This is a genomic window from Caulobacter sp. GW821-FHT10A06, from assembly GCF_059415805.1.
Window position 1 is genome coordinate 142,483 of record NZ_JBWKNY010000002.1, and the last position, 24,142, is coordinate 166,624.

The following is a 24,142-nucleotide window of genomic DNA, read 5'->3' on the forward strand; positions in this document are numbered from 1 at the left end:
GTCCCTACAGCCGACATTGAGATTTCCCATGCCTCCCTATCGCTCTCGCACCTCGACCCACGGCCGCAACATGGCCGGCGCCCGCGGCCTGTGGCGCGCCACAGGCATGAAGGACGAGGATTTCGGCAAGCCGATCATCGCGGTGGCCAACAGCTTCACCCAGTTCGTCCCGGGCCACGTGCACCTGAAGGACCTGGGCCAGCTGGTCGCCCGCGAGATCGAGGCGGCCGGGGGCGTGGCCAAGGAATTCAACACCATCGCCGTCGACGACGGCATCGCCATGGGCCACGGCGGCATGCTGTATTCGCTACCCAGCCGCGAGCTGATCGCCGACGCGGTCGAGTACATGGTCAACGCCCACTGCGCCGACGCCATCGTCTGCATCTCCAACTGCGACAAGATCACGCCCGGCATGCTGATGGCCGCAATGCGGCTGAACATCCCGGTGGTCTTCGTCTCGGGCGGTCCGATGGAGGCCGGCAAGGTGACGATCAAGGGCGAGATCCGCGCCCTGGACCTGGTCGACGCCATGGTCGTGGCCGCCGACGACAAGTACACGGACGAGGAAGTCACCGCGATCGAGAAGGCCGCGTGCCCGACCTGCGGCTCGTGCTCGGGCATGTTCACCGCCAACTCGATGAACTGCCTGACCGAGGCGCTCGGCCTGTCGTTGCCCGGCAACGGCTCGGTCCTGGCCACCCACGCCGACCGCGAGGCGCTGTTCCTCGAGGCCGGCCGCGTGATCGTCGACCTGTGCCAACGCTGGTACGAGCAGGACGACGCCACCGCCTTGCCACGCAACATCGCCACCCGGGCCGCGTTCGAGAACGCCATGAGTCTGGACATCGCCATGGGCGGCTCGACCAATACCGTGCTGCACCTGCTGGCCGCCGCCAGCGAGGGCGAGGTCGAGTTCGGCATGGCCGATATCGACCGTCTTTCCCGCAAGGTGCCGTGCTTGTCCAAGGTCGCGCCCGCCAAGGCCGACGTGCACATGGAGGACGTCCACCGCGCCGGTGGCGTCATGGCCATCCTGGGCGAGCTGGAGCGCGGCGGCCTGATCGACACCAGCCAGCCGACGGTTCACGCCACCACGATGGCCGAGGCCCTGGCCCGTTGGGACATCGGCCGCACCAACAGCGCCACGGCCCACGAGTTCTTCCGCGCCGCGCCGGGCGGCAAGCCGACCCAGATCGCCTTCAGCCAGGCCGCTCGCTGGGAGAACCTGGACCTGGACCGCGAGAAGGGCGTCATCCGCTCGGTCGAGCACCCGTTCTCGAAGGACGGCGGCCTGGCCGTGCTGTTCGGCAACCTGGCCCCCGAGGGCTGCATCGTGAAGACGGCCGGGGTCGATGACTCCATCCTGACCTTCAAGGGCACGGCCCGCGTCTATGAGAGCCAGGAAGCGGCGGTCAGCGGCATCCTGGGCGGCCAGGTCAAGGCCGGCGAGGTCGTGGTGATCCGCTACGAAGGCCCCAAGGGCGGTCCGGGCATGCAGGAGATGCTGTACCCGACCACCTATCTGAAATCGAAGGGCCTGGGCGCGGCCTGCGCCCTGATCACCGACGGTCGTTTCTCGGGCGGCACCTCGGGCCTGTCGATCGGCCACGTCTCGCCGGAAGCCGGCGAGGGTGGCCTGATCGCCCTGGTCGAGACGGGCGACAGCATCCTGATCGACATCCCCAACCGGGGCATCACCCTGGAAGTGTCGGACGCGGTGCTGGCCGAGCGTCGCGCCGCTCAGCTGGCCCGTGGCAAGGACGCCTGGAAGCCCAAGGATCGCCAGCGCGTGATTTCACCCGCCCTGCGCGCGTACGCCGCCATGACCACCAACGCCGCCAAAGGCGCGGTCCGCGACGTCAGCCAGGTCGAGCGCGGCTAGAAGGCCTATAGGCCGCCACATCGATGTCGTGGCGGTCCAGCTTGTCGTAGAAGGTCTTGCGCGGAATGCGCAGGACCTCCAGCGCCTTGCGCACGTCGCCGTCGCAGCCGGCCAGGGCCTCGCGGATCACGTGGGCCTCATAGGTCGCCACGCGCTCGGGCAGGGGCGGCAGCTCTTCCGGCGCGCCGGTCGAGGTCTGGTCGGCCAGGCCCAGCGCCACGCGCTGGGCGTAGTGGCCGAGCTCCCGGACATTGCCTGGCCAGTCGTGATTGTGCAGCCGCCAGCGCACCTGGTCGTCGACGACCGGAGGGGGGCCGTCCAGCCGCTCGCAGGCCCGCGCCAGGAAGTGGGCGAACAGCAGCGGCACGTCCTCGCGACGCTCGCGCAGCGGCGGGATGCGGATGCGCACCACGTCCAGGCGGTGGAACAGGTCCTGGCGGAAGGTCCCGGCCGCCACGGCGTCGGCCAGATTGCCCTTGGCGGCGGCCACGACCCGCAGGTCCAGGGTCTGGGCGCGGTTGGAGCCCAGGGGCGTCACCTCGCGCTCTTCCAGCACCCGCAGGAACTTGCCCTGAGCTTCCGGGGCCAAGGTCTCGATTTCATCCAGGAAAAGCGTGCCGCGATCGGCCTGCTGGATGCGGCCCATGCGCTGGCGCACCGCGCCGCTGAAGGCGCCCAGCTCGTGGCCGAACAGTTCGCTGTCCAAAGCGCCAGCAGGCAGGGCGGCGCAGTCGACGGCGACGAACTCGCGATCCCGGCGGCGGCCCCAGGCGTGCAGGGCGCGGGCGGCCAGCTCCTTGCCGACTCCGGTCTCGCCCTCCAGCAGCACGTCGACATCGGCGCTGGCGAGCTGGCGCAGGGTGGCGCGCAGGCGCTCCATCACCGGGGTTTGGCCGATCAGCGGCCAATCGCCTTGAGCCTGGGCGGCCAGGCTGCGCAGCTCGCGGTTCTCCAGCACCAGCCGGCGCTTCTCGATGGCGCGGCGCACGCTGCTGACCAGGCGCTCGGGGGCGTAGGGCTTGGCCACGAAGTCGTAGACGCCGTCGTGCAGGGCCTCGACGGCCTCGGTGACATCGGCGTGGCCGGTGATCAGGATCACGGGCAGGTCGGGATCCTGCTCCTTGAGGCGACGGAACAGCTGGCGGCCGTCCATGCGCGGCATGCGGATGTCGCTGATCACCACGCCCGGAAAGTCGGCCGGCACGGCCGCGACGGCGGTCTCGGCGGAGTCGAAGGCCAGCACCTCGAACCCCGCCAGCTGCAGGGTCTGGACGTTGGCGTCGCGCAGGACGTCGTCGTCGTCGATGAAGGCGACCTGGTTCACGGAAACGGGCATTACGAACGCGCCTTGGGCAGGGACATGAGGAAGCGGGCGCCGCCGGGGCCGGCCTCCAGGGAAAGCTCGCCGCCGAACTCGGCGACGATGTCGCGGCTGATCACCAGACCGAGACCGAGGCCTCGGGGCTTGGTGGTCGCGAACGGGGTGAACAGGGTCTTGGCCGCTTCGGGCGCGACCCCTGGGCCGTTGTCGGCGACCAGGATCCGCACCTGCGAGCGCTTGACGGAAACCTGGACGCGGATCTCCGGATCGGTCGCGCCTTCCAGCGCCTCCAGGGCGTTCTGCAGCAGGTTGACCAGCACTTGCTCCAGGCGGAAGCGCTCGGCCATCACGCGGGCGGCCTCGTCGGCTTCGTCGCGGATCACGCGCACGCCCTGCTGGCGCAGGCGCGGGCCGACCAGCAGCAGGGCGCCGTCGACGGCCTCGCGCACGGCCACCGGCGCGGCCGGGGCGCTGGACTTGCGGGCGAAGGCGCGCAGCTCGTCGGTGATCAGGCCGATGCGTTCGGTCAGGCCCGAGATCAAACCGAGATTGGCCTTGGCGGTCTTGTCGTCGGACCGGTCCAGGAACGCGGCGGCGTTGTCGGCATAGGCGCGGATGGCCGCCACCGGCTGGTTGATCTCGTGCGCCACGCCGGCGGCGATCTGGCCCAGGGTGGCCAGCTTGTTGGACTGCACCAGCTCGTCCTGCATGACGTGGACGTGGGCCTCGACGCGGCGACGTTCCTCGATCTCGACGGTCAGGCGTTGGTTGGTCTCGCGCAGCTCGGCGGTGCGCTCCTGGACGCGGGCTTCCAGCTCCAGACGCGCGGCCTCCTGGCGGGCGGCGCGGACGGTGGCCTGGCCGCGCCAGCGCAGCAGGGCGGCGGCGATGGCGCAGGCCACCAGGCCCGCCAAGAGGGCGATGGCGCGGGCGCCGCTGATCGCCGTGCGCAGGGCCGCACCGACGGGCGTCAGGGTGTAGACCGTCCAGCCCACGGCCCCCAGGTCGGCGCTGGCGGCCATGTAGCGGCTCTCGCCCTGGTCGGGCGGCGAGAGGCTGGTCAGGGTCGGGGCGCGGCCGGCGACGGGCAGCGGCGTGGCCTTCAGCACGCTGAACGGCGCATCGCCGAAGCGGTGCTCGGCGCGCAGCCGCTGCTGCTCGGCCGGGGGCAGGGGGCTGAGCGTCGAGAACCGCCAGGTCGGGACCGAGGTCACCAGGATCACGCCGTGCGGATCGGCGGCGAAGGCCGGCTCGGCGGCGGACCATTCGGCTTCCAGCGCCTCGAACTCGACCTTCACGACCACCACGCCCAGCAGGCCGTGAGGGCCTTCGACGCGGCGCGACATGAACAGGCCCGGGCGGCGGCTGACCGTGCCCAGGGCGAAGAGTTCGGCGGTCCCGTCGGCCTTGGCCTCCTTGAAATAGGGTCGGAAGCTGTAGTCCGAGCCCACGAAACTGGTCGGTTCGCGCCAGTTGCTGGCGGCGATGGTCATGCCCTTGGCGTTCAGGACGTAGATCACCGCCGCGCGGGTGCCGCCGCTCAGCGTCTCCAGCTTGCGGTTCATGGCGGCCAGGCCCTGAGGGTCTTCCGAGCGCAGCACCTCGGCCACGTCGGGGTCCTGGGCCAGGACAAAGGGCAGTGAGCGGTGCTTGGCCAGCTCGCTGCGCAGGACGGCCGCGTGCAGGGTTGCGGAGGCCTGGGCCTGACGAGCGAGGTCGGTGGTGGCGCGCCGCTCGGCCACCGCGCCCGCGAAGCCGACGACGGCCGCCAGCAGGATGGCGCTGACCACGACGAAGGCCAGCCAGCGGCGGGCGATCGGGTCGGCCAGATTCGGCAGGGGCGGGCTCTTCACGGAAGCGTTTCCAAGGTTTGTGCGGATTTTCGCACAAAATGCGCGCCGGGCGTGGGGTTTTTCGCCGACCCGGTAGCGGTCCCTAAATGACCGTGAGGAAAAAACTCGAAATAAATCAACGGTCAGGCGCTTTTCTTGAGGCCGCTTGCGTGGGGTCCTAAGGCCTAGGATCGTCTATCCAAGCGTCCCGGCAAAGGGGCGCGGGGTGGAAACGAGGCCTTCGGGCCAGGCCAAGAGGCGACAGTGCAGACGATCCAACCGGCCGCCCCTGAGCGCCCTAAGCCGTTCTATCGTCACCTGTACTTCCAGGTGCTGCTGGCCATCGCCCTGGGCGGCGCCATCGGGCACTACTATCCCGAGATCGGCCAATCGCTGAAGCCGCTGGGCGACGCCTTCATCAAGCTGGTGAAGATGGTCATCGCTCCCGTGATCTTCCTAACCGTGGTCACCGGCATCGCCGGCATGCGCGACCTAGAGAAGGTCGGCCGCGTGGCCATCAAGGCGCTGCTCTATTTCCTCGTCTTCTCGACCCTGGCCCTGATTGTCGGCCTGATCGTCGCCAATGTCGTCCAGCCGGGCGCGGGCATGAACATCGACCCCGCCACCTTGAAGGCCGGCAAGGTCGCCGAATACGCCGCCAAGGCCCACGATCAGAGCATCGTCGGCTTCCTGATGAACGTCATTCCCAACACCGTGGTCGGGGCCTTCGCCGAGGGCGAGATCCTGCAGGTGCTGCTGATCTCGATCCTGTTTGGCCTGTCGCTGACCCTGGTCGGCGCGCCGGCCAAGCCGGTGGTCGACTTCCTGGAAGTCGTGGCCCAGGCCTTCTTCAAGTTCGTGCACATCGTGATGAAGGCCGCCCCGATCGGCGCCTTCGGGGCCTTCGCCTTCACGATCGGCAAGTACGGCATCCACTCCGTCGCCAACCTGGCCCTGCTGGTCGGCACCTTCTACCTGACCTCGGCGCTGTTCGTGGTCGTGGTGTTGGGCGCGGTCGGTCTGTTCAACGGTTTCTCGATCTTCAGCTTGATCCGTTACCTGAAGGCCGAACTGCTGCTGGTGCTGGGCACCAGCTCGTCGGAAGCCGCGCTGCCCAGCCTGATCGAAAAGCTGGAAAAGGCCGGTTGCCCGAAGTCGGTCGTCGGCCTGGTGGTCCCGCTGGGCTACTCGTTCAACCTCGACGGCACTAACATCTACATGACCCTGGCGGCGCTGTTCATCGCCCAGGCCACCGGCGTGCACCTCTCGTGGGAAGAACAGGCCCTGCTGCTGGGCGTGGCCATGCTGAGCTCCAAGGGCGCGGCTGGCGTGACCGGCGCGGGCTTCATCACCCTGGCTGCGACCCTGTCGGTCGTGCCCTCGGTCCCGGTGGCCGGCATGGCCCTGATCCTGGGCGTCGACCGCTTCATGTCCGAGTGCCGGGCCCTGACCAACTTCACCGGCAACGCGGTGGCGGCGATCGTCGTCTCGCGCTGGGAGAAGGGCCTGGATGTCCGGGCCTTCAAGTCGGCCCTCAACCCGAAGAAACACCCGCCGGCGGCCCCCGGCGGTCCCGTCCCGGAGGCCGCGCGTCCTTAAGCGGCGCGCCGATCCGACCCACCGAACTGACAACAAAAGAAAACACTGGGGAGCTAAACGTGACTTACCAGACCTACCGCCGCCATCTCGTCCGGGGCGCGGCCTTGGCCGTCCTGCTGACCGCCACCGGCGCCATGGCTCAAGAAGCTGCCGACGCCAACACCAAGGTTGAAGAAATCGTCGTCGTCGGCAGCCAGATCAAGGGCGCCAAGACCACGGCCGCCTTGCCGGTCACGGTGATGGGCGAGAGCCAGATCGCCGCCACCGGCGCGGTCTCGGGCGATGACCTGTTCCGCTCGATCCCGCAGATGGGCGACGTGTTCATCAACCCGACCAATGCGGCCCAGACCAGCAACTCCACGCGTGGCGACGTCAACTCGATCAACCTGCGCAGCCTGGGCGTCGGCAACACCCTGGTGCTGCTGAACGGCCGCCGCCTGGTCTCGCACCCGACCAGCCAGTCGTCGGGCACCGTGCCGCTGCTGGGCTTCAACGCCAACGCCATCCCGACCTCGAACCTGGACCGCCTGGAAGTGCTGCGCGACGGCGCCGCCGCCATCTACGGCTCGGACGCGGTGGCCGGCGTCGTCAACACCGTGCTCAAGACCGACTTCGACGGCCTGACCGTCGACGCCCAGTACGGCTGGGCCGAAGGCACGCACCGCAAGGAATACTCGAGCAACATCTTCGCCGGCCGCAACTTCGCGGAAGGGCGGGGCAACATCTCGCTGAACGGCAACTTCACCTGGCGCACGGCCCAGCGTCCCAGCGACCGGCCCTATACCGCGACCCAGGACCTGCGTTCGCTGTTTGCCGGCTATCCGGACTACGCCGCCAGCGCCGCCCCGGATAACCGCGGCAACCAGAACTCGTTCGCCAACTTCACGGTGTTCGGCGGCCCCGGCACGATCCGCCAGGGCACGACGGCCCTGACCACGGCGGCCGGCGCGACCCACGTGCAGCCCAACACCATCGCCGGCTGCGCTGCCCAGATCGGCAACGGCCTGTGCCTGGGCACCGGCAACCTGGCCACCGGCAGCACCGCCAACGCCTATCGCTACAACGCCCCGCAGAACGACGCGACGACCGTCGCGCCGGAGATCGAGCGCCAGAACCTGTTCCTGAACGGCCATTACGACATCAGTGACAATTTGACGGCCTATGGCGAAGTCGGCTTCTACCACGCCACGTCGGAAGGCCTGACGACCCAGGGCACCAGCCTGGTGGCCATCGGCGTGCCGGCCAGCAACTACTGGAACCCCTTCGGTCCGGTGACCTTCGCCAACGGCCAGGCCAACCCGAACCGCCTGCCGGGCCTGACCAACGTGCCGGTCGCCGGTCTGCCCGTGACCTTCACCAACTACCGCTTCAACGACCTGGGCCCGAGCAAGGTCGAGGTCGAGAACTATCAGACCCGCTTCCTGGGCGGTCTGAAGGGCGAGAAGTGGGGCTGGAACTTCGACACGGCGGTCCTCTATTCGAAGGCCGACGCCAAGGACGAAAGCGACGGTATCGACAGCAAGAAGCTGGCCGCCTCGCTGGCCCTGTCGACTCCCGACGCCTACAACCCGTTCAACGGCGGCTGCCTGGACGGCATGGGCGGTCGTGACTGCACGCCCAGCTCCAAGGCCGCGCTGGACGCCATCCGCTTCCGCCTGAAGCGCCACTCGACCACCACCCTGACCATGGCCGACTTCAAGGTTTCGAAGCCCGACCTGATCAACATCTGGAGCGGCTCGGTCGGCGTCGCCGCCGGCGTCGAGTTCCGTCACGAAACCCAGCAGGACCGCCGCGATCCGCAGCTGGACGGCCGCACGCCGTTCACCGATCCGGTCACCGGCCTGACCAGCAACAGCAACGTCACGGGCGTCAACGACACGCCCAGCACCAAGGGCTCGCGCGACGTCGGTTCGGCCTTCCTCGAATTCGCCGTGCCGCTGGTTTCGCCGGATATGAACATCCCGCTGGTCCGCCGCATCGACCTGCAGCTGGCCGGTCGCTACGAGAACTACAGCGACTTCGGCTCGGTCGCGAAACCCAAGATCGCGTTTGCCTGGGACGTGATCGACGGCGTTCGCTTCCGCGGCTCGTGGCAGCAGGGCTTCCGCGCCCCGAACCTGGAAACCACCAACCCGTTTGCCTATTCGCGGACCAACACCGTCACCGACTACTACCGCTGTGAGGCCGACCTGCGCGCCGGCCGCATCTCGACCTTCACCGCCTGTACGCGTGGCGTCGGCATCCGCTTCACCACGGCGGGCAACCCGAACCTGAAGGCCGAGACGAGCGAGAACTACTCGGTGGGCGTCGTGCTGCAGCCGACCTTCATCCCCGAACAGTTCGGCCGCTTCACGGTCACGGTCGACCGTTGGCAGATCAAGCAGGAAGGCATCGTCGGCACGCTGGGCTCGGCCAACATCGCCATCCAGGACTACCTGTCCCGTGTCACCGGTTCGAGCAACGCGAACGTCATCCGCGCCGCGCCGACCGTCGACGACATCGCCTTCTTCCAGGGCACGGGCCTGGCCCCGGTCGGCCAGATCCTGGAGATCCGCGACCAGTTCAAGAACCTGCAGCCCCAGACCGTCAGCGGCATCGACTTCGGTCTGAACTGGAGCCTGCGCACCGAAAACGCCGGCCGGTTCAGCGTCGATATCGACGGCACCTTCATGGACAAGTTCTCGCAGGAACTGGCTCCGCCGGTCGCCGAGCTGTTCGCCGCCCGCGCCGCCGGCACGATCAACCGCGCCACGCCGCTGACCGACGTTGGCGACCTGCTGAAGAAGAACGGCAAGCCCAAGTGGAAGTGGACGGGCACCGGCACCTGGCGCGGTGGTCCGGTCCAGATCGGCGCCTCGGTGGTCTATACCGGCTCGGTCCTGGACATGGACTTCGTCTCGACCGCGGGTGAGCCCTGGGCCGTCAAGCCGCTGACCACGGTCAACCTGTATGCCCAATACCGCTTCGAGCAGAAGGGGTGGGCCAACGACACCCGCATCCGGGTGGGCGCGCGCAACATCTTCGACAAGGATCCGCCGCTGTCGTCGGGCGGCTTCATCGGCTCGCTCTACAACCCCTATGCCCGTTACTGGTACATGAGCGTCAGCAAGTCGTTCTGACGTTCATTCCGGCCGGCCGCTCCATCCTCCCCGGAGTGGCCGGCCCTTCCTTGCTTCGCGTGATGAGGTCTCTGGTGAAGAAGCTTTCCTCCGCCATCCTGGGTCTAGGCCTGGCCCTGGCCGCGTCCGTCGCCCATGCGGAAGCGCCCAAGGAGAAGACCTGTCCGGAGGGGCTGCCCGCCGAGACCAAGTGCCTGGCCGGCCAGGACCAGAACGGCGCCTACTACTGGATCGCCATTCCCAAGGCCTGGAACGGCACGCTGGTGCTGCACACCCACGGCGGCCCGCGCCTGAAGACGCCCAAGCCCGACGATGCCATCGAAGACCTGCAACGCTTCGCCGTCACCGTGGCCGAGGGTTATGCCTGGGCCGGCTCGAACTATCGTCGCGAAGGCTATGGCGTCCGCTCGGCCGCCGAGGACAGCGACAACCTGCGCAAGCTCTTCTGGGCGACCTACGGGCGGCCCAAGCGCACGATCCTGCACGGTCAGTCGTGGGGCGGCAATGTCGCGGCCAAGACCGCCGAGCTGTACGGCAAGGACGCCGACGGCAAGCTGATCTATGACGGCGTCATCCTGACCAGCGGCGTCGTCTCGGGCGGCACGCGGGCCTACGACTTCCGCGCCGACCTGCGAGCGGTCTACCAGTTCTATTGCGGCAACCACCCGGCCAAGGACGAGGTCCAGTACCCGCTGGGGCAGGGCCAGCCGGTCGGCTCCAAGCTGACCAACAAGCAGCTGGACGAGCGCCTGGACGCCTGCACGGGCGTCAACCGCCCCGCCGGCGAGCGCACCGCTCAGCAGCAGCGCAATCTGAAGAACATCCTGGCGGTGACCCGCATCCCCGAGCGCACCCTGGACAGCCACCTGTCCTGGTCGACCTTCACCTTCGCCGACATGGTCAACAAGCGCCTGGGCGGCAAGAACCCCTTCACGAACGTCGGCGTGGTCTACAATGGCTCTGACGATGACAAGGCGCTGAACAAGGGCGTGCCACGCTTCAAGGCCGATCCCGAGGGCGTGCGCGGCTTGGCCGACGACAGCGACCTGACCGGCAAGCTCTTGGTCCCGACCCTGACCATGCACGCCATCGACGACCCGACCGCCTTCGTCGAGTTGGAGCAGGTGTTCCACGACACCGTCGCCAAGGCCGGCAAGAGCGATCTGCTGGTCCAGTCATTCACCGACGAGCACGAGCACTCCAAGCTGGCCACGCCGGAATACGCCGCCCTGCTGCGGGCCATGGACGCCTGGATCGGGCAGGGGACCAAGCCCAGCCCCGCGACCCTGGCCGCCGGCTGCGCCGAGGCGGTGAAGACCTATGGCGAGGCCTGCCACTTCCAGGTCGACTACAAGGTTCCGGCGCTGTCGACCCGCAGCTATCCGCGCAAGAAGCCCGGCCTGAAATGATCGCCCGCCTCGTCGCGGTTCTGGCGCTGCTGGCCGGCCCCGCGCTGGCCCAGCCGACCGCGACAATCGAGACCGGCGCCTTGCGGGGCATGGTCCGCGAAGGCGTCGAGCAGTTCCTGAACGTGCCCTATGCCGCGCCGCCGGTCGGGGCTCTGCGTTGGGCCGCGCCACAGCCTGCGAAGGCCTGGAAAGGAGAACGCGACGAAAACGTCGCATACGTGCGCTGCCCCCAAACGGCGACCGCCGACACCCCGCGATCCGAGGTCGAGGACTGCCTGGTCCTGAATATCTACCGCCCCGTGACGCCGGCCAAGCGGCCGCGCGCGGTGTTCCTGTACGTCCACGGCGGCGGAGCGACGAACGGGGCGGGGATCGACCATGACGGCGCGGCCCTGGCTGGGCGCGGTGACATCGTGGTGGTGACGATCAACTACCGTCTCGGCGCGCTGGGCTTCCTCAACCATCCGAGCTTTGGGCAGGGGAACTACGCCCTCCAGGATGTCGAGGCCGCTCTGCGCTGGACGGCGCGGAACATCGGCGCGTTCGGCGGTGATCCGGCCAAGGTCACCATCGGCGGCGAGTCCGCCGGCGGCACGGTGCTGTGCCCGTTGCTGACCTCAGCCAGCGCCAAGGGTCTGTTCCGCGCCGCGATCATCTCCAGCGACGACTGTCTGCACGATGTCGACCTGCCGGCCGCCAGCCTGGCGCGCGGGGAGGGCGTCATGGTTCGCGCCGGCTGCGTGGACGCTGTCTGCCTTCGCGCCGTGCCGGCCGGGCGGATCGTCGATATCGGCGGCTTCTCGGCCCCAGTGGTCGAGGTCACGGCCTTCGACCGGATCGCGCGCGGCGACTGGAACCCCGTGCCGGTGCTGATCGGCGCCAATCGCGAGGAGGGGCGTATCGCCGGCCCGGCCTATCTGGGCTTCGACAAGGCCGCCTATGGCGCCTGGCTGCGCAAGCTGGTCCCGGAGGCCTTCGCCCGTCGGATCGAACAGGCCTATCCGGTGGATAAGCCCGGTCTGGAAGCAGCCTACGCCGTCAGCGCGGTGATGACCGACAGCGGCATGCGCGGCTTTGGCGGCTGCACCAGCCTGGCCGTCGCCGAGGCGATGTCGAAGGCCACGGCCGTCTACTACTACCAGTTCGAGGATCCAGACCCGCCGTTCGACATCCGCGCCGACGGCTACCGCTTCGGAGCCGCCCACAGCGCCGAACTGACCTATCTCTGGCCCGGCGGTGTCTTCGCGGGTCGCGCGGCGCGGCTGACACCGGAACAGCGCCAGCTGTCGGACCGCATGATCGCCTACTGGAGCGCCTTCGTGCGCGACGGCGCCCCCGGCGGTGGCTGGCCTCGGATGCAGCCGAAGGGCGGCCGACTGCTGGCCCTGAGGCCCGGCGCCAAGGACGCGGCGATGACCAGCCAGGCCTTCGCCCGTCAGCACCGTTGCGCGCTGTGGTCGGAGCAGCCCTGGATCATGTCCCGCGGCTAGGCGGCCGCGTTGAGACCGGCGGCCAGCAACGGCTGCAAGGCCAGCATGGCCTGGGTGCGGTTATGGACGCCCAGCTTGCGGAAGATGGCCGTCAGGTGGGCCTTGATCGCCGCCTCGGTGACGTGAAGTTCGGCGGCGACCTGCTTGTTCAGGCGGCCGTCGGCGATGTTCAGCAGCACCTTCAGCTGGGTCGAGGTCAGGCCCTCCAACCGCTTGCGCATGGCCGCCAGGTCGTGGTGGGCCAGGTTTGAGCCGTTCAGCCTGGGGAAGATACGCGCGCCAGCCGCGACTTTCGTCAAGCAGTCGGCCAGCTCGGCCATGCCGGCGGACTTGTGCAGGTAGGCGGCCGCGCCGAGGGCGTTGCTGTGGCTGACGATCTGGTCGTCGTCGCGCGAGGCGAACACGATGATCGGGGCGTGGGACAGGCGCTGCTGGACGCTGACCAAGGCCGACAGGCCGTGGGTCTCGGCCAGGCACGGATCCATGATCACCAGGTCGATGGTCGCGCCAAAACGGCAGGCGCCGTCGAGGGCGGAAATGTCGCCAACCTCGATGGTGTGGACCTTGGGCCAGACCGTCAGGGCGACCCTTCGAAGGGCCTCCAGCATCAGCGGATGGCTGTCTATCAGTAGGACCCGCTTCACGCGTGGCTCCTGAATCGTATCAAGTGATACGAGCATGCAGACGCAACGCATCCGTGTCCTCGCGCCAAGTGTCGCATCCGCGCGACGGCGTTCGATGATCCAAGCTCTGCAACAAGCTCGCAAACCCGCGCTCGATAAGGGATTGCGCGATTTTTCAAGATCTTGAGCGTGACTGTTCGCACGGAAGGTCTTTTGACAAACGATTGCGGCAGGACGTCGCAGGGTTGTGGCGGAGTCCAAGATCAAAGAAAGCGATACGCATTTTGGGGCGAGTGAAAAGCATCGGCTCGCACTAGACGATAGTCTAAGGGTTGGCCGTTTGTTCCCGATTGGTAAGGTCTGATTAGCCGTCTGAGCGCGGTGTGGGGGTCTGCTTTTCATCCCACGGCCCCACGACCACATGTTCCGCCTTCACCGCCTTTTCGCCAGCCGACGCACCGCCTTGAGCGGCGCGGTCGCGTGCGCGCTGGTGTCGGCCGGTCTGGCGGCGATCCCGACCCTGACCCACGCGCAGACGATGACGCCGTCGGGCACGATGATCGACAACGTCGCGGCGCTGGGCTTCACCGACACGGCCGGCCCCGTCACCCTGTCTTCGAACAAGGTCTCCTTACAGGTGCAGGAGATCATCGACGTCTCGATCGAGGTCCTGACGCCCGAGGTCGAGGTCGAGGCTGACTCCCAAAACCAGCGCCTGGCGTTCCGGATCCGCAACCTGGGCAACGGCCATCAGGCCTTCGACCTGTCGCTGGCGGTGATGGACGGCGACTTCGACCCGCAAAGCTGCAGCATCTGGGTGGACTGGGACGGCGACGGTCATCTCGACGTGACCCGCGACAAGATGTCGAACGTCACCCCGGTGCTGGCCCCGGGCCAGGCCGTGGTGGCTTGGGTGTCGTGCAGCATTCCGAATGCGCTCAATGGCGCCTGGGCGCGCGTGATGCTGCGCGCGTGGCCCTCTGTGCTGCGCAACGGCGCGACCGCTACGGTCATGGCCACGGCCGGCAACGGCGGCGTCTATGTCGTGATGGGGCCGGGCCTGCGCGGCAATCCGGGCGGCAACGGCGGTACGGGCGGCGGCGCGGGCGATGGTCCCACCACCTTCGCCACCTACCGGGTCGGCCAGGTCAACGCCCAGCTGATCAAGACCCAGTCGGTCGTCGACGCCGCCGGCGGGTCGCGCGCCGCGCCGGGCTCGATCGTCACCTACAGCCTGGAAGCCCGCTTCGGCGTCGGCGCCAACGCCCGCCAGGTGAAGATCTCCGACGCCATTCCGGCCGGCTCGACCTACGTGCCCGGCAGCCTGACCGTCGATGGCGCGGCCCTGACCGACGCCGAGGACGGCGACGCGGGCCGCTTCGCCGCCGGCGGCGTCGAGGTCGCCCTGGGCGATGTCGAGGCCAAGACCAGCCGCACCGTCACTTTCAAAGTTCGTATCGACCCCCTCGGGAGCTCTCAATGACCAAGACCCTTTTGCTGGCCCTGGCGGCCGCGGGCCTGCTGGCCCACGCCCCCGCGCGGGCCGCCGAGGCCACCCTGACCTCGGCCGTGTTCAAGGAAGTCGAGACCCGTGGTCCCGACGGCCGCGCGACCATGGCCCTGAAGCCCGCCGCGCGCGTCACGCCGGGCGAGCAGGTCGTCTACGTCCTGACCTATCACAACGGCGGCGACAAGCCGGCCGAGGGCGTGGTCGTGACCAATCCGCTGGCCCAGAACCTGGTCTATGCCGGTCCGGCGGACACGCAGCCGCCGCTGGTTTCCATCGACGGCCAGACCTTCGGCCCTCTGGCTTCGCTGACCAAGACCACCGCCGGCGTCGCGGCCAAGGCCGTCGCCGCTGACGTCACCACCCTTCGCTGGACCCTCGCTCAACCCGTCCCGGCGGGCGGCGAGGTCCGCCTGTCGTTCCGCGCGCGCCTGAAGTGACGCGCCAGCCCCGTTTGAAAAGGAAAACCCTCGTGAAGAACTCATGCCGTAAATTCTGGCTGGCAGGCGCGTCCGCGATCGCGGCTGGCCTGTGGAGCCAGGCCGCCCTGGCGGCGACCGGCACCCAGGCCGGCGTCAGCATCAACAACACCGCCTCGGTCTCGTACTCGGTGAACGGCGTCAGCCAGACGCCGGTGTCGTCGAACAACTCGACCTTCGTGGTCGACCGGAAGGCCAATGTGATGGTCGCCGAGGTCGGCGGTACGGCGACCTCCGTCGCGTTCGGCCAGACCAACCAGGTCACCACCTTCACCGTGACCAACACGACCAACGCGACCCAGGACTTCCGCCTGTTCGCCACGAACATCGGCCTGGGCGGCACCACCCAGCTGGGTCACACCGACAACTTCGGCGTCACCAACATCCGGGTCTTCGTCGACGTGAACGGCAACGGCACATACGAAGCCGGCACTGACACGGCGACCTATATCGACGAACTGGCGCCGGACCAGACCAAGACCGTCTTCGTTGTCGCCGACATCCCGGCCTCGGGTCCGGCCAGCGGCATTTCCGGCGTCCAGCTGACCGCCGTGGTCGCCACGGGCGGGACCGCCACGTCGTTGGGCGCGGACCTGGTCCAGACCATTCTGGGCGATGACCCGAACCAGGTCGACACCGTCTTCGCCGACGGCGTCGGTTATGCCGACCTCCTGCGCGACGGTCGTTTCAGCGCCGGCGACGAATACGCCATCGCCGCCGCGACGGCCGAGGTGACCAAGTACGCTACGCTGATCAGCGACCCGATGAACGGCAACCTGCTGCCCAAGGCCATCCCGGGCGCGGTCGTCGAGTACTGCATCGCGGTCAAGAACATCGGCGCCAACGCGCTGACCAGCGTCGGCGTCACCGACAACATCCCGGCCAACACGACCTACGTCGCCAGCAGCACCTATGTCGGCGGCAGTTTCGCCCTCGGCGTCTGCGTCGCGGACGGGGCCCAAGCCACGGACGGCAACGTGTTCAACGGCACGCGCATCGCCACCTCGATCGCCAGCATCTCGGTCGGCGCGATCGTGACGACGCGCTTCCGCGTCACGCTGAACTAGCGCTCGCCAAGAAAGAGACGGTTCGACCGGGCGGCCTTCGCGCCGCCCGGAACGGCCCCTCACGCTCGCATGAAGCTTTTCGCCCGCATCAAACTCGCGCTGACAGGTCTGGCGATCGCCGCCGGGCTCTGCGCGCCGGCGCATGCGCGGCAGACGACCGTCATCTCCAACACCGCGCGACTGAGCTACGCCAGCGGGACGGCGACGACGGGCGTCAATTCCAACACCACCACCCTGACCGTCACGGCCAGCAAGGCGCCGGCGATCAAGCTGCTGCGCATGGCCGTCGGGGCCGAGGGCACGCCACGCGACGTCAGCACCACCCAATGCCTGATCGAGGGCAGGGGTTACGTCTCCCCCGACACCTCGAGCGGCGCAGGCTTCGACCCCACGGCGGTCAAGCTGCGCACGGCGACCTCGTTCCACGCCGGCGAGCCGGTCTTCATCTTCATCTCCGCGCCCGACGCCAACCGCGATGCGGCGACGCGCGACCAGATGGCGATCACCATCAAGACCTCGCTGGGCGACAAGGAGACGATCAAGGTCTGGGAGACAGGTCCCGACACCGGCCGGTTCCTGGGCTACATCCCCGTCACCGACAGCACGCCGACCAGCTTCGACTGCCAGATCTCGGCCCCACGCGGCAACGCGCTCGACGTCACCGTGGCCGACTTCTACGACGGCACGTCGGCGACCGCCTCGGCGCTGATCGACCCCTACGGCTACGTCTTCGACTCCCGCACCGGCAAGGCGATCGACGGCGCCCGCGTGACCCTGGTCGACCAGACGACCGGCGCGCCCGCCAAGGTGTTCGGCGACGACGGCGTCAGCGTCTATCCCTCCACCGTGATCAGCGGCCGCGACGTCGTCGACAGCGGCGGGGCGGTCTATCAGTTCGCGCCAGGCGAATACCGTTTCCCACTGACGGCCTCGGGGCGGTACGCGCTGTTCGTCGAGCCGCCCGACGGCTATTCCGCCCCATCCTCGGCCACCGAGAAGGCCTTGGCCAAATTGACGGCCCCGGACGGGGACGCGTTCAAGATCTCGCCGGCCTCATGGGGCGCGGCGTTCGACCTCGTTCAGGTGGACCCCCTGCAGGTCGACATCCCCCTGGACAGCGGCAAGCTGCCCGTCGTCGCGCGCCGTTTCGTCCAGGGCCTGTCGCTGGAGAAGTCCGCCTCGATCCAGAAGGGCACGTTCGGCGACCTGGTTGGCTACAGCCTGTCGATCCGCAACCTGGGCTCGGCGCGAACGATCAATATGGTCGAGGCCAAGGACAGTCTGCCGCGTGGATTCCGATATGTGACGAATTCGTCGCATCGTGATGGCGCGCCCATTCCAGACCCTGTGATCAGTCCGGACGGGCGGACTCTGACCTATGGCCTGGGCACGATGGGCCCGGCGGAGGCGACCAGGATCACCTATGTCGTCGCCATCGGCCCGGACGCCCCCGTCGGGGTCGCGGTCAATCGCGCCATCGCCACCGGAGCGCTGGGCGCCAACAGCGGCGAGGCCGAGGCCAGGGTGCGCGTGGCGCCGCCGATGATGGCCGACGCCGGTACGATCGTGGGTCGCGTCACCGAGGGCGCCTGCGCCAAGCGACGCGAGGACGGCCGTATCGGCGTGCCGGGCGTGCGCCTGGTGATGGAGGACGGGACCTACGTCGTCTCGGACCGCGACGGCCTATTTCACTTCGAGGGCGTCAAGCCGGGCGTGCACGTCGTGCAGCTGGACGCCGGCGCCCTGCCGGCAGGCCTGGAGGCCGTCGCCTGCGGCCGCGACACCCGCATCGCCGGGCGGGCCTTCTCGCAGTTCGTGGAGATCCGCGAAGGCGCGCTGCAACGCCTCGAATTTCGCCTGCGCCGCGTGGCTGGGGCCCAATCGGCGCCGGCCGCCGTTGAGCCGCCGCCCGAGGACGCCGCGCCGGGCACGATCGACTGGTTCGCCGGCCAGGAGCTGGGGGAAGGCTTCGTGTTCCCGACCGAAGGCCACAATCCCGTCGCGCCGGCCATCCGCGTGGTGGTCAAGCACGGGCCGGGCGCGCGTGTCGCCCTGACCATCAACGGCGCGCCGGTCGACCCGCTGGCGCGCGATGGCGTCGAGACCAGCGCCGATGGCTCCATGGCCGTCTCGATGTGGCGCGGCGTGCCGCTGGTCGAGGGCTCCAACCTGCTGGTCGCGACCATCACCAACGGCCGTGGCGACGTGATCGCCGAGGTCAAGCGCGAGGTCGCCTACGCCAACACGCCGGCCAAGGCGGCCCTGGTCGCGGAAGCCTCGCGCCTGACCGCCGACGGCCTGGACGGTCCGGTCGTGGCCGTGCGTTTCACCGACCGCTTCGGCCACCCGGTGCGCCCCGGCACGATGGGGACCGTCGAAGTCGCCGAGCCCTATGCGATCGCGCCCGATCCCCAGTCGGATCAACGTCTTGCGGGCGAAACCGGACGGAACTCGACTTGGCGGGTCACCGGTCAGGACGGAGTCGCCCTGATCGCCCTGGCCCCGACCACCAAGGCCGGTTCGGCCGTGCTGCGCTTCAAGCTGCCGGGCCTGGACCAGGCCGCGCCGAGCGAAGTCCGCGCCTGGCTCAGCGCCGCCCGTCAGGACTGGATCGTCGTCGGCTTCGCGGCCGGCACGGCGGGCTACAACACCCTGTCGCGCCACGCCGCACCTCTGGCCCGCAAGGACCGCGACAGCACCATGGTCGACGGCCAGCTGGCCTTCTACGCCAAGGGCCGCGTGAAGGGGTCGTGGCTGCTGACCATGGCCTATGACAGCAAGAGTTCGCCCGATCCCGAGCGCGGCCTGACCTATGGCATCGACCCGGACCGATACTACACCGTCTATGGCGACGGCTCGGGCCAGGCCTATGACGCCGCCAGCCAGCGCAAGCTGTATGTCCGCCTGGAGCGCAAGGCGTTCTACGCCCTGTTCGGCGACTTCCAGACGGGCTTCGACGCCACGCGCCTGGGCCGCTCGGACCGCACGCTGAACGGCCTGAAGTTCGAGCGCCAGGGCAAGGTGGTCAGCGTCTCGGGCTTCGTGGCCGACACCGAGCAGGACCACGTGCGCGACGAACTACCGGGCTCGGGCCTGGCCAGCCTGTACCAGCTGTCGCGCCGGGACATCGTGCCCAACACCGAGACCGTGACGATCGAGACCCGCGACCGCCTGCGGGCCGAGCGTGTGCTGAGCGCCCGCGCCATGACGCGCTATGTCGACTACGACATCGACTACACGACCGGCGCGCTGACCTTCCGCGATCCGATCGCCAGCCGCGACGCCGACCTGAACCCGAACGTCATCGTCGCCAACTACGAGATCCTGGGCAGCGGCGAGAAGAACACCGAGATCGGCGCGCGCGTCGCGGCCGACCTCCTGAAGGGCAAGGCCCGCGCCGGCGTCACCTACCTGCACGGCCGTCCCGGCGCGGCGCAGAGCGACACCGATCTGGTCGCCGCCGACCTGACCCTGCGTCCCCGCGCCGACACCGAGGTGCGCCTGGAAGCCGCCACCAGCCAGTCGGTGCAGACCGGCCGCCAGGAGGCCTGGATCGCCGAGGTCGAGCATCACTCGGCCCGCTTCGACGTGCTGGGTTATGCCCGCCAGGCCGACAAGGCCTTTGGCCTGGGCCAGCAGAACCTGGCCGAGCTGGGCGCGCGCAAGGTCGGCGTCGACGGCAAGGCGCGCCTGACCCAGCGCCTGTCGCTGAACGTCTCGGCCTATCACGAGACCTATCTGGACAGCGGCGACGTCCGTGAGGTGGTCGACGCCCGCCTGGACTATCAGTTGAACGCCCTGCGCATCGGCGCGGGCGTGAAGTCGGCGCACGACACCCCTGAGAAGGGCGAGGCGGTTCGTTCGGACCTGCTGACCCTGACCGCCGGCCGCGAATTCCTGAACCGCCGCCTGCAGCTGACGGCGTCGTCGGACTTCGCCCTGGGCGACGCCGAGAGCCTGGACTTCCCGGTCCGTCGCCGGCTGGGCGCGACCTATGTGGTCAGCGAGCGCATCCGCATCCTGGCCAGCCGCGAGATCATCAAGGGCACGGACTACAAGGCGGCCGTGACCGGCGGTGGCGTCGAGGTCTCGCCGTGGAAGGGCGCGCGTCTGACCAGCGCCCTGAACCGCCAGGATCTGTCGGCCTTCGGTCCGCGCACCTTCGCCCAGTTGGGCCTGGCCCAGAGCGTCCAGCTGAAGGGCGGCTGGACCCTGGACGCCTCGATCGACTCCGCCAGCACCCTGGCGGGCAAGGCGCCGGATCCGAACACCGTCGCCACGAAAGCGACCGGCGCCGCCCTGGCGACCGAGGACTACACCGCCGTCAGCCTGGGCGCGGCCTATCGCGCCGACGGCTGGAGCTGGAACGGCCGCGTCGAGGCGCGGCGCGGCGACAAGACCGACAGCTGGGCCGTGCGCGGCGCCTATCTGCGCCAGCTGCGTGAAGGCGTCACCGCCGCCGTGACTGTCCGCGCCGACGAGACCAAGGCCGCGGACGGCGCCATTTCGCGCGGGGCCGAGGTCGCCGGCTCATTGGCTTGGCGTCCGCTGGACAGCCGCTGGTCGGTGCTGGACAAGCTGGAGGTCCGCCGAGAGGAGGCCCAGGGCATCGTCCAGGGGCAGGGGACCGCCGGCTACGGCGCCACCGCCCGCGGCGCCGGCGTCACCGGCAAGCTGATCAACAACCTGGCGGTCAATTTCGACAGCGATCGCGGCGACCACACGCCGGGCGCGGTGCAGGCCAGCCTCTATCACGGCGCCAAGCTGGTGCGCAGCCGCTTCGAGGGCGAGGCGCGGACGAACGTCGTGCAGGTGATCGGCGCCGAAGCGCGCTTCGACCTGACCCGCAAGATCGACCTGGGCGTGAACCTGTCGCTGCGCCACGCCGGCAAGAACGGCGGCACGGCCTACGCCATCGGCCCGTCGGTCGGGATCTCGCCCGCCGAGAACACCTGGATGAGCATCGGCTGGAACGCCGTCGGCTACCACGATCCGGACTTCGCCTCGGCCGGCTACAGCCGCCAGGGCTTCTACGTCACGGCGCGGGTGAAGTTCGACCAGAACACCTTCGGCGACCTGCTGAGGGCGCGCCGGTGAGCCAACAACAACAAGAGGAAACGCCCATGAAAATGCTGACCCAGACCGACCATGAGGAACTGCTGCGGCTGGCGGCCCTGGTCCGCAGCTCGGTGCTTGATACCGCGCGTGATCCCGAGTTCGACCGCATCGCCGAAGCGGCCAAGACCCTGTTCGGGGCCACGGCCGGCATGGTCACCTTCGTCGGGCAGGATCGCCAGTTCTACAAAGGACGGGCAGGCGTCGATATCGCCGAGACGCCGCGCGCGGTCTCGTTCTGCAGCCACTGCCTGGAGTACCGCAGCCTGCTGTGGATCGAGGACACGCGTGACGATCCGCGGGTGTTCGACAACCCGTTCGTGACCGGCGCGCCGCATGTCCGCTTCTACGCCGGCGCGCCCGTTCGCGACGCCGACGGATGGCTGCTAGGCACGGTCTGTGTCGTCGATCTGCAGCCCCGGCCGTTCGACCAGATCCTGTCGGCGACGCTGTCGTCCTTGGCCGACGCGGTCTCGGCGCGTCTCTCGAGCTAGAGCCGGACCACGCAGCGAAAGCCCAGGTGTGAGGTCGTGGTGTCGATCGGCTGGGCGAAGCGCGCGGCCGGGCGGTAGCGTTGGCAATAGCTGGGCGCGCACAGGTGCGAGCCGCCCTTGATCACCCGGCGCGGCGTCCAGGGCGTGGGGGAGGCGGCGTCTAGGCTGTCTTCCGGCGAGACCTTGGGCGGCGTTCCGCAACAGCCGGCGGCTGGCGGGGTGGCGGCGTACCAGTCGGCCGTCCACTCCCAGACATTGCCGATCATGTCGAACAGGCCGTGGCCGTTGGCGGGGTAGGACCCCACCGGCGCGGTGCGCTCCAGGCCGTGCGGGGCCAGGTTTCGGTGTGGGAAGTCGCCGGCCCAGATCTTGGCCATCTGCTGGCCGCCGGGCTCCAGGTCTTCGCCCCAGGCATAGGTCGCGCCGTCCAGGCCGCCGCGCGCGGCGTATTCCCACTCGGCCTCGGTCGGCAGGGCCTTGCCGGCCCAGGCGGCGTAGGCCTGGGCGTCCTCGATGCCGACATGGACGACGGGGTGATCCTCCAGGCCGGTCAGGTCGCTGCCCGGACCGAGCGGGCGACACCAGTCGGCGCCGTGGACGAACTGCCACCAGACCGGCGGGCCAGGAACCTCGACCGGAGCAGGTGGTGGCACGAAGACGATCGAGCCGGCGACGGCGTCGTCCGGATGCATTCCGGGATAGTCGCGCGGGTCCGGCGCGATCTCGGCTTGGGTGACATGGCCGGTGGCGGCGACGAAGGCGGCGAATTGGGCGTTGGTGACCGGCGTCGCGTCCATCAGGACATCGCCGACGGTCACGCGCCGCACGGGTTTCTCGTCCGCATAGAAGTCGTCCGAGCCCATCGCGAAGGCGCGGCCACGCAGCAGCCGCATTCCGGGATGATCGTCGTTGTGCGGGGCGGCTTGCATGGCGCGGATATTCAGGTCACTGACATCGATGTCAATAATGCCCTCGATGTCGTCTCGTGACATTGCAGGCGCGGGGGCCTTCGGGCCAAAGGGTTTGAGAGCAGGCGTGTGACGGAACGGACCAAAGGGGCCAGCATCAAGGACGTGGCGGAGTATGCCGGCGTCTCGCCCAAGACGGTGTCCCGCGTCCACAATGGCGAACGCTGGGTGCGCGAGGAGGTCCGCGAGAAGGTCCTGGCCGCGATCAAGGCCCTGAACTATCGCCCCAACGCCGCCGCCCGCAGCCTGTCGGGCTCGCGCTCGTATCTGCTGGGCCTCGTCCTCGATAACCCCAGCTCGCACTATGCCGGCGACGTCCAACTGGGGGCCTTGAAGCGCGCGCGGCTGCGCGGCTGCCACCTGGTGGTCGAGCCGGTCGACATCAAGGCGGCCAGCTGGACGACCGAGCTGACCGCCAGCATCACCGCCCTGCGCCTGGACGGCGTGCTGCTGACCCCGCCGCTGTGCGACAACGCCGAGGTTCTCAAGGTCCTGGACGACCTGGACATTCCCTATGTGCGGATCTCGCCGGACCGCGATCCGGACCGCTCGCCCTACGTCCATATCGACGAGCGTGCGGCGGCCCATGAGATGACGACCTATCTGCTGGACCGGGGCCACACCGACATCGGCTTCATCCGGGGCCAGGCGACGCACAGCTCGGCGCGGCTGCGTTTCGAGGGCTTCCGCGACGCCCTGGCTGAGCGGGGTCTTGAGCCGCGCGAGGCCTGGATTGTCGACGGCAACTTCCAGTTCCCCTCGGGCCAGGACGCCGCCCGGACCTTGCTGAGCGGGGAGGGGCGGCCGACCGCCATCTTCGCCGCCAATGACGCCATGGCCTTCGGCGCCATCGTGGCGGCCTCGAAGCAGGGCTTGAGCGTGCCCGGCGACCTGTCGGTGGTGGGTTTCGATGACGCCCCGGCGGCCCAGATCTACTCGCCGGGCCTGACCACGATTCGACAGCCGGTCATCGAGATGGGGGCCATGGCGGTCGACCTGCTGCTGTCCCCACCCGGCGACGAAGCCGCCAGCGGCGGTCATTGCCTGGCCCACGGTCTGGTCGAACGCGACAGCGTCGCGGCGCTGGCAAACCCTTAAGCGATAAGCCTTTTTGGCTCGTACGGGCGGACACGGCCCACGCGACTGTCCGGTAACCTGACAACGATGTCAGTGTTTTCGATTGACCTGACATCGATGTCATGTTTTCTCGTCCGCAACAGACGAACGAGGTGCAGGG

The 24,142-nt window shown here is 68.9% G+C and carries 15 protein-coding genes; 11 read left to right on the plus strand and 4 right to left on the minus strand.

Translation table 11 applies throughout. The features are described from left to right. Window positions 1-28 precede the first annotated feature (28 nt). A complete protein-coding gene (gene ilvD, locus AC07NF_RS04695) occupies window positions 29-1,882 on the plus strand; it encodes a dihydroxy-acid dehydratase (protein WP_494628575.1) in 1,854 nt (617 codons plus the stop codon). Here ilvD and AC07NF_RS04700 read toward each other — a convergent pair. Both AC07NF_RS04700 and AC07NF_RS04705 read right to left on the minus strand, forming a co-directional pair. Further along, a complete protein-coding gene (locus AC07NF_RS04700) occupies window positions 1,860-3,218 on the minus strand; it encodes a sigma-54-dependent transcriptional regulator (protein WP_494628574.1) in 1,359 nt (452 codons plus the stop codon). The two genes, ilvD and AC07NF_RS04700, sit on opposite strands and share 23 nt — an antisense overlap. Beyond that, window positions 3,218-5,056, minus strand: a complete 1,839-nt coding sequence (locus tag AC07NF_RS04705; protein WP_494628573.1) for a sensor histidine kinase — start codon at window positions 5,054-5,056, stop codon at window positions 3,218-3,220. The genes AC07NF_RS04700 and AC07NF_RS04705 overlap by 1 nt, the downstream gene beginning before the upstream one ends. Window positions 5,057-5,299: 243 nt before the next feature. On the opposite strand from AC07NF_RS04705, the gene AC07NF_RS04710 reads away from it, so the two are divergent. From AC07NF_RS04710 to AC07NF_RS04725, 4 genes are all read left to right on the plus strand, one after another. Beyond that, entirely contained in the window at window positions 5,300-6,634 is a 1,335-nt protein-coding gene (locus AC07NF_RS04710; protein WP_494628572.1) for a dicarboxylate/amino acid:cation symporter, read from the plus strand. 59 nt (window positions 6,635-6,693) lie between these two features. Beyond that, window positions 6,694-9,753 (plus strand): TonB-dependent receptor domain-containing protein, encoded by a 3,060-nt coding sequence (locus AC07NF_RS04715; protein WP_494628571.1) that lies wholly within the window; start codon window positions 6,694-6,696, stop codon window positions 9,751-9,753. A gap of 74 nt (window positions 9,754-9,827) precedes the next feature. Beyond that, on the plus strand, window positions 9,828-11,162 hold the full coding sequence (locus tag AC07NF_RS04720) for a hypothetical protein (protein ID WP_494628570.1): 1,335 nt from the start codon (window positions 9,828-9,830) through the stop codon (window positions 11,160-11,162). Then, entirely contained in the window at window positions 11,159-12,652 is a 1,494-nt protein-coding gene (locus tag AC07NF_RS04725) for a carboxylesterase/lipase family protein (protein WP_494628569.1), read from the plus strand. Before AC07NF_RS04720 ends, AC07NF_RS04725 begins: the two co-directional genes overlap by 4 nt. Here the strand turns inward: AC07NF_RS04725 and AC07NF_RS04730 are convergent. Continuing rightward, on the minus strand, window positions 12,649-13,296 hold the full coding sequence (locus tag AC07NF_RS04730; protein ID WP_494628568.1) for a LuxR C-terminal-related transcriptional regulator: 648 nt from the start codon (window positions 13,294-13,296) through the stop codon (window positions 12,649-12,651). The genes AC07NF_RS04725 and AC07NF_RS04730 overlap by 4 nt on opposite strands. 400 nt (window positions 13,297-13,696) lie before the next feature. Here AC07NF_RS04730 and AC07NF_RS04735 point away from each other — a divergent pair, with 400 nt between their 5' ends. The 5 genes from AC07NF_RS04735 to AC07NF_RS04755 all read left to right on the plus strand — a co-directional run bounded on the left by AC07NF_RS04735 (window position 13,697) and on the right by AC07NF_RS04755 (window position 21,937). Continuing rightward, entirely contained in the window at window positions 13,697-14,758 is a 1,062-nt protein-coding gene (locus AC07NF_RS04735; RefSeq protein ID WP_494628567.1) for a hypothetical protein, read from the plus strand. After that, window positions 14,755-15,222: a hypothetical protein gene (locus tag AC07NF_RS04740; protein ID WP_492809742.1), complete on the plus strand. Its 468-nt coding sequence runs from the start codon at window positions 14,755-14,757 to the stop codon at window positions 15,220-15,222. The genes AC07NF_RS04735 and AC07NF_RS04740 overlap by 4 nt, the downstream gene beginning before the upstream one ends. A gap of 32 nt (window positions 15,223-15,254) precedes the next feature. Continuing rightward, a complete protein-coding gene (locus AC07NF_RS04745; protein ID WP_492809744.1) occupies window positions 15,255-16,328 on the plus strand; it encodes a hypothetical protein in 1,074 nt (357 codons plus the stop codon). Between the two features lie 69 nt (window positions 16,329-16,397). Beyond that, complete coding sequence (locus tag AC07NF_RS04750; RefSeq protein ID WP_494628566.1) at window positions 16,398-21,425, plus strand: hypothetical protein; 5,028 nt, start codon at window positions 16,398-16,400, stop codon at window positions 21,423-21,425. Between the two features lie 26 nt (window positions 21,426-21,451). Further along, a complete protein-coding gene (locus AC07NF_RS04755) occupies window positions 21,452-21,937 on the plus strand; it encodes a GAF domain-containing protein (protein ID WP_494628565.1) in 486 nt (161 codons plus the stop codon). On the opposite strand, the gene AC07NF_RS04760 is transcribed toward AC07NF_RS04755, so the two are convergent. Then, complete coding sequence (locus AC07NF_RS04760) at window positions 21,934-22,929, minus strand: formylglycine-generating enzyme family protein (protein WP_494628564.1); 996 nt, start codon at window positions 22,927-22,929, stop codon at window positions 21,934-21,936. The genes AC07NF_RS04755 and AC07NF_RS04760 overlap by 4 nt on opposite strands. Before the next feature lie 45 nt (window positions 22,930-22,974). Here AC07NF_RS04760 and AC07NF_RS04765 point away from each other — a divergent pair, with 45 nt between their 5' ends. Then, complete coding sequence (locus AC07NF_RS04765; RefSeq protein WP_492809752.1) at window positions 22,975-24,003, plus strand: LacI family DNA-binding transcriptional regulator; 1,029 nt, start codon at window positions 22,975-22,977, stop codon at window positions 24,001-24,003. Window positions 24,004-24,142: the final 139 nt, after the last annotated feature.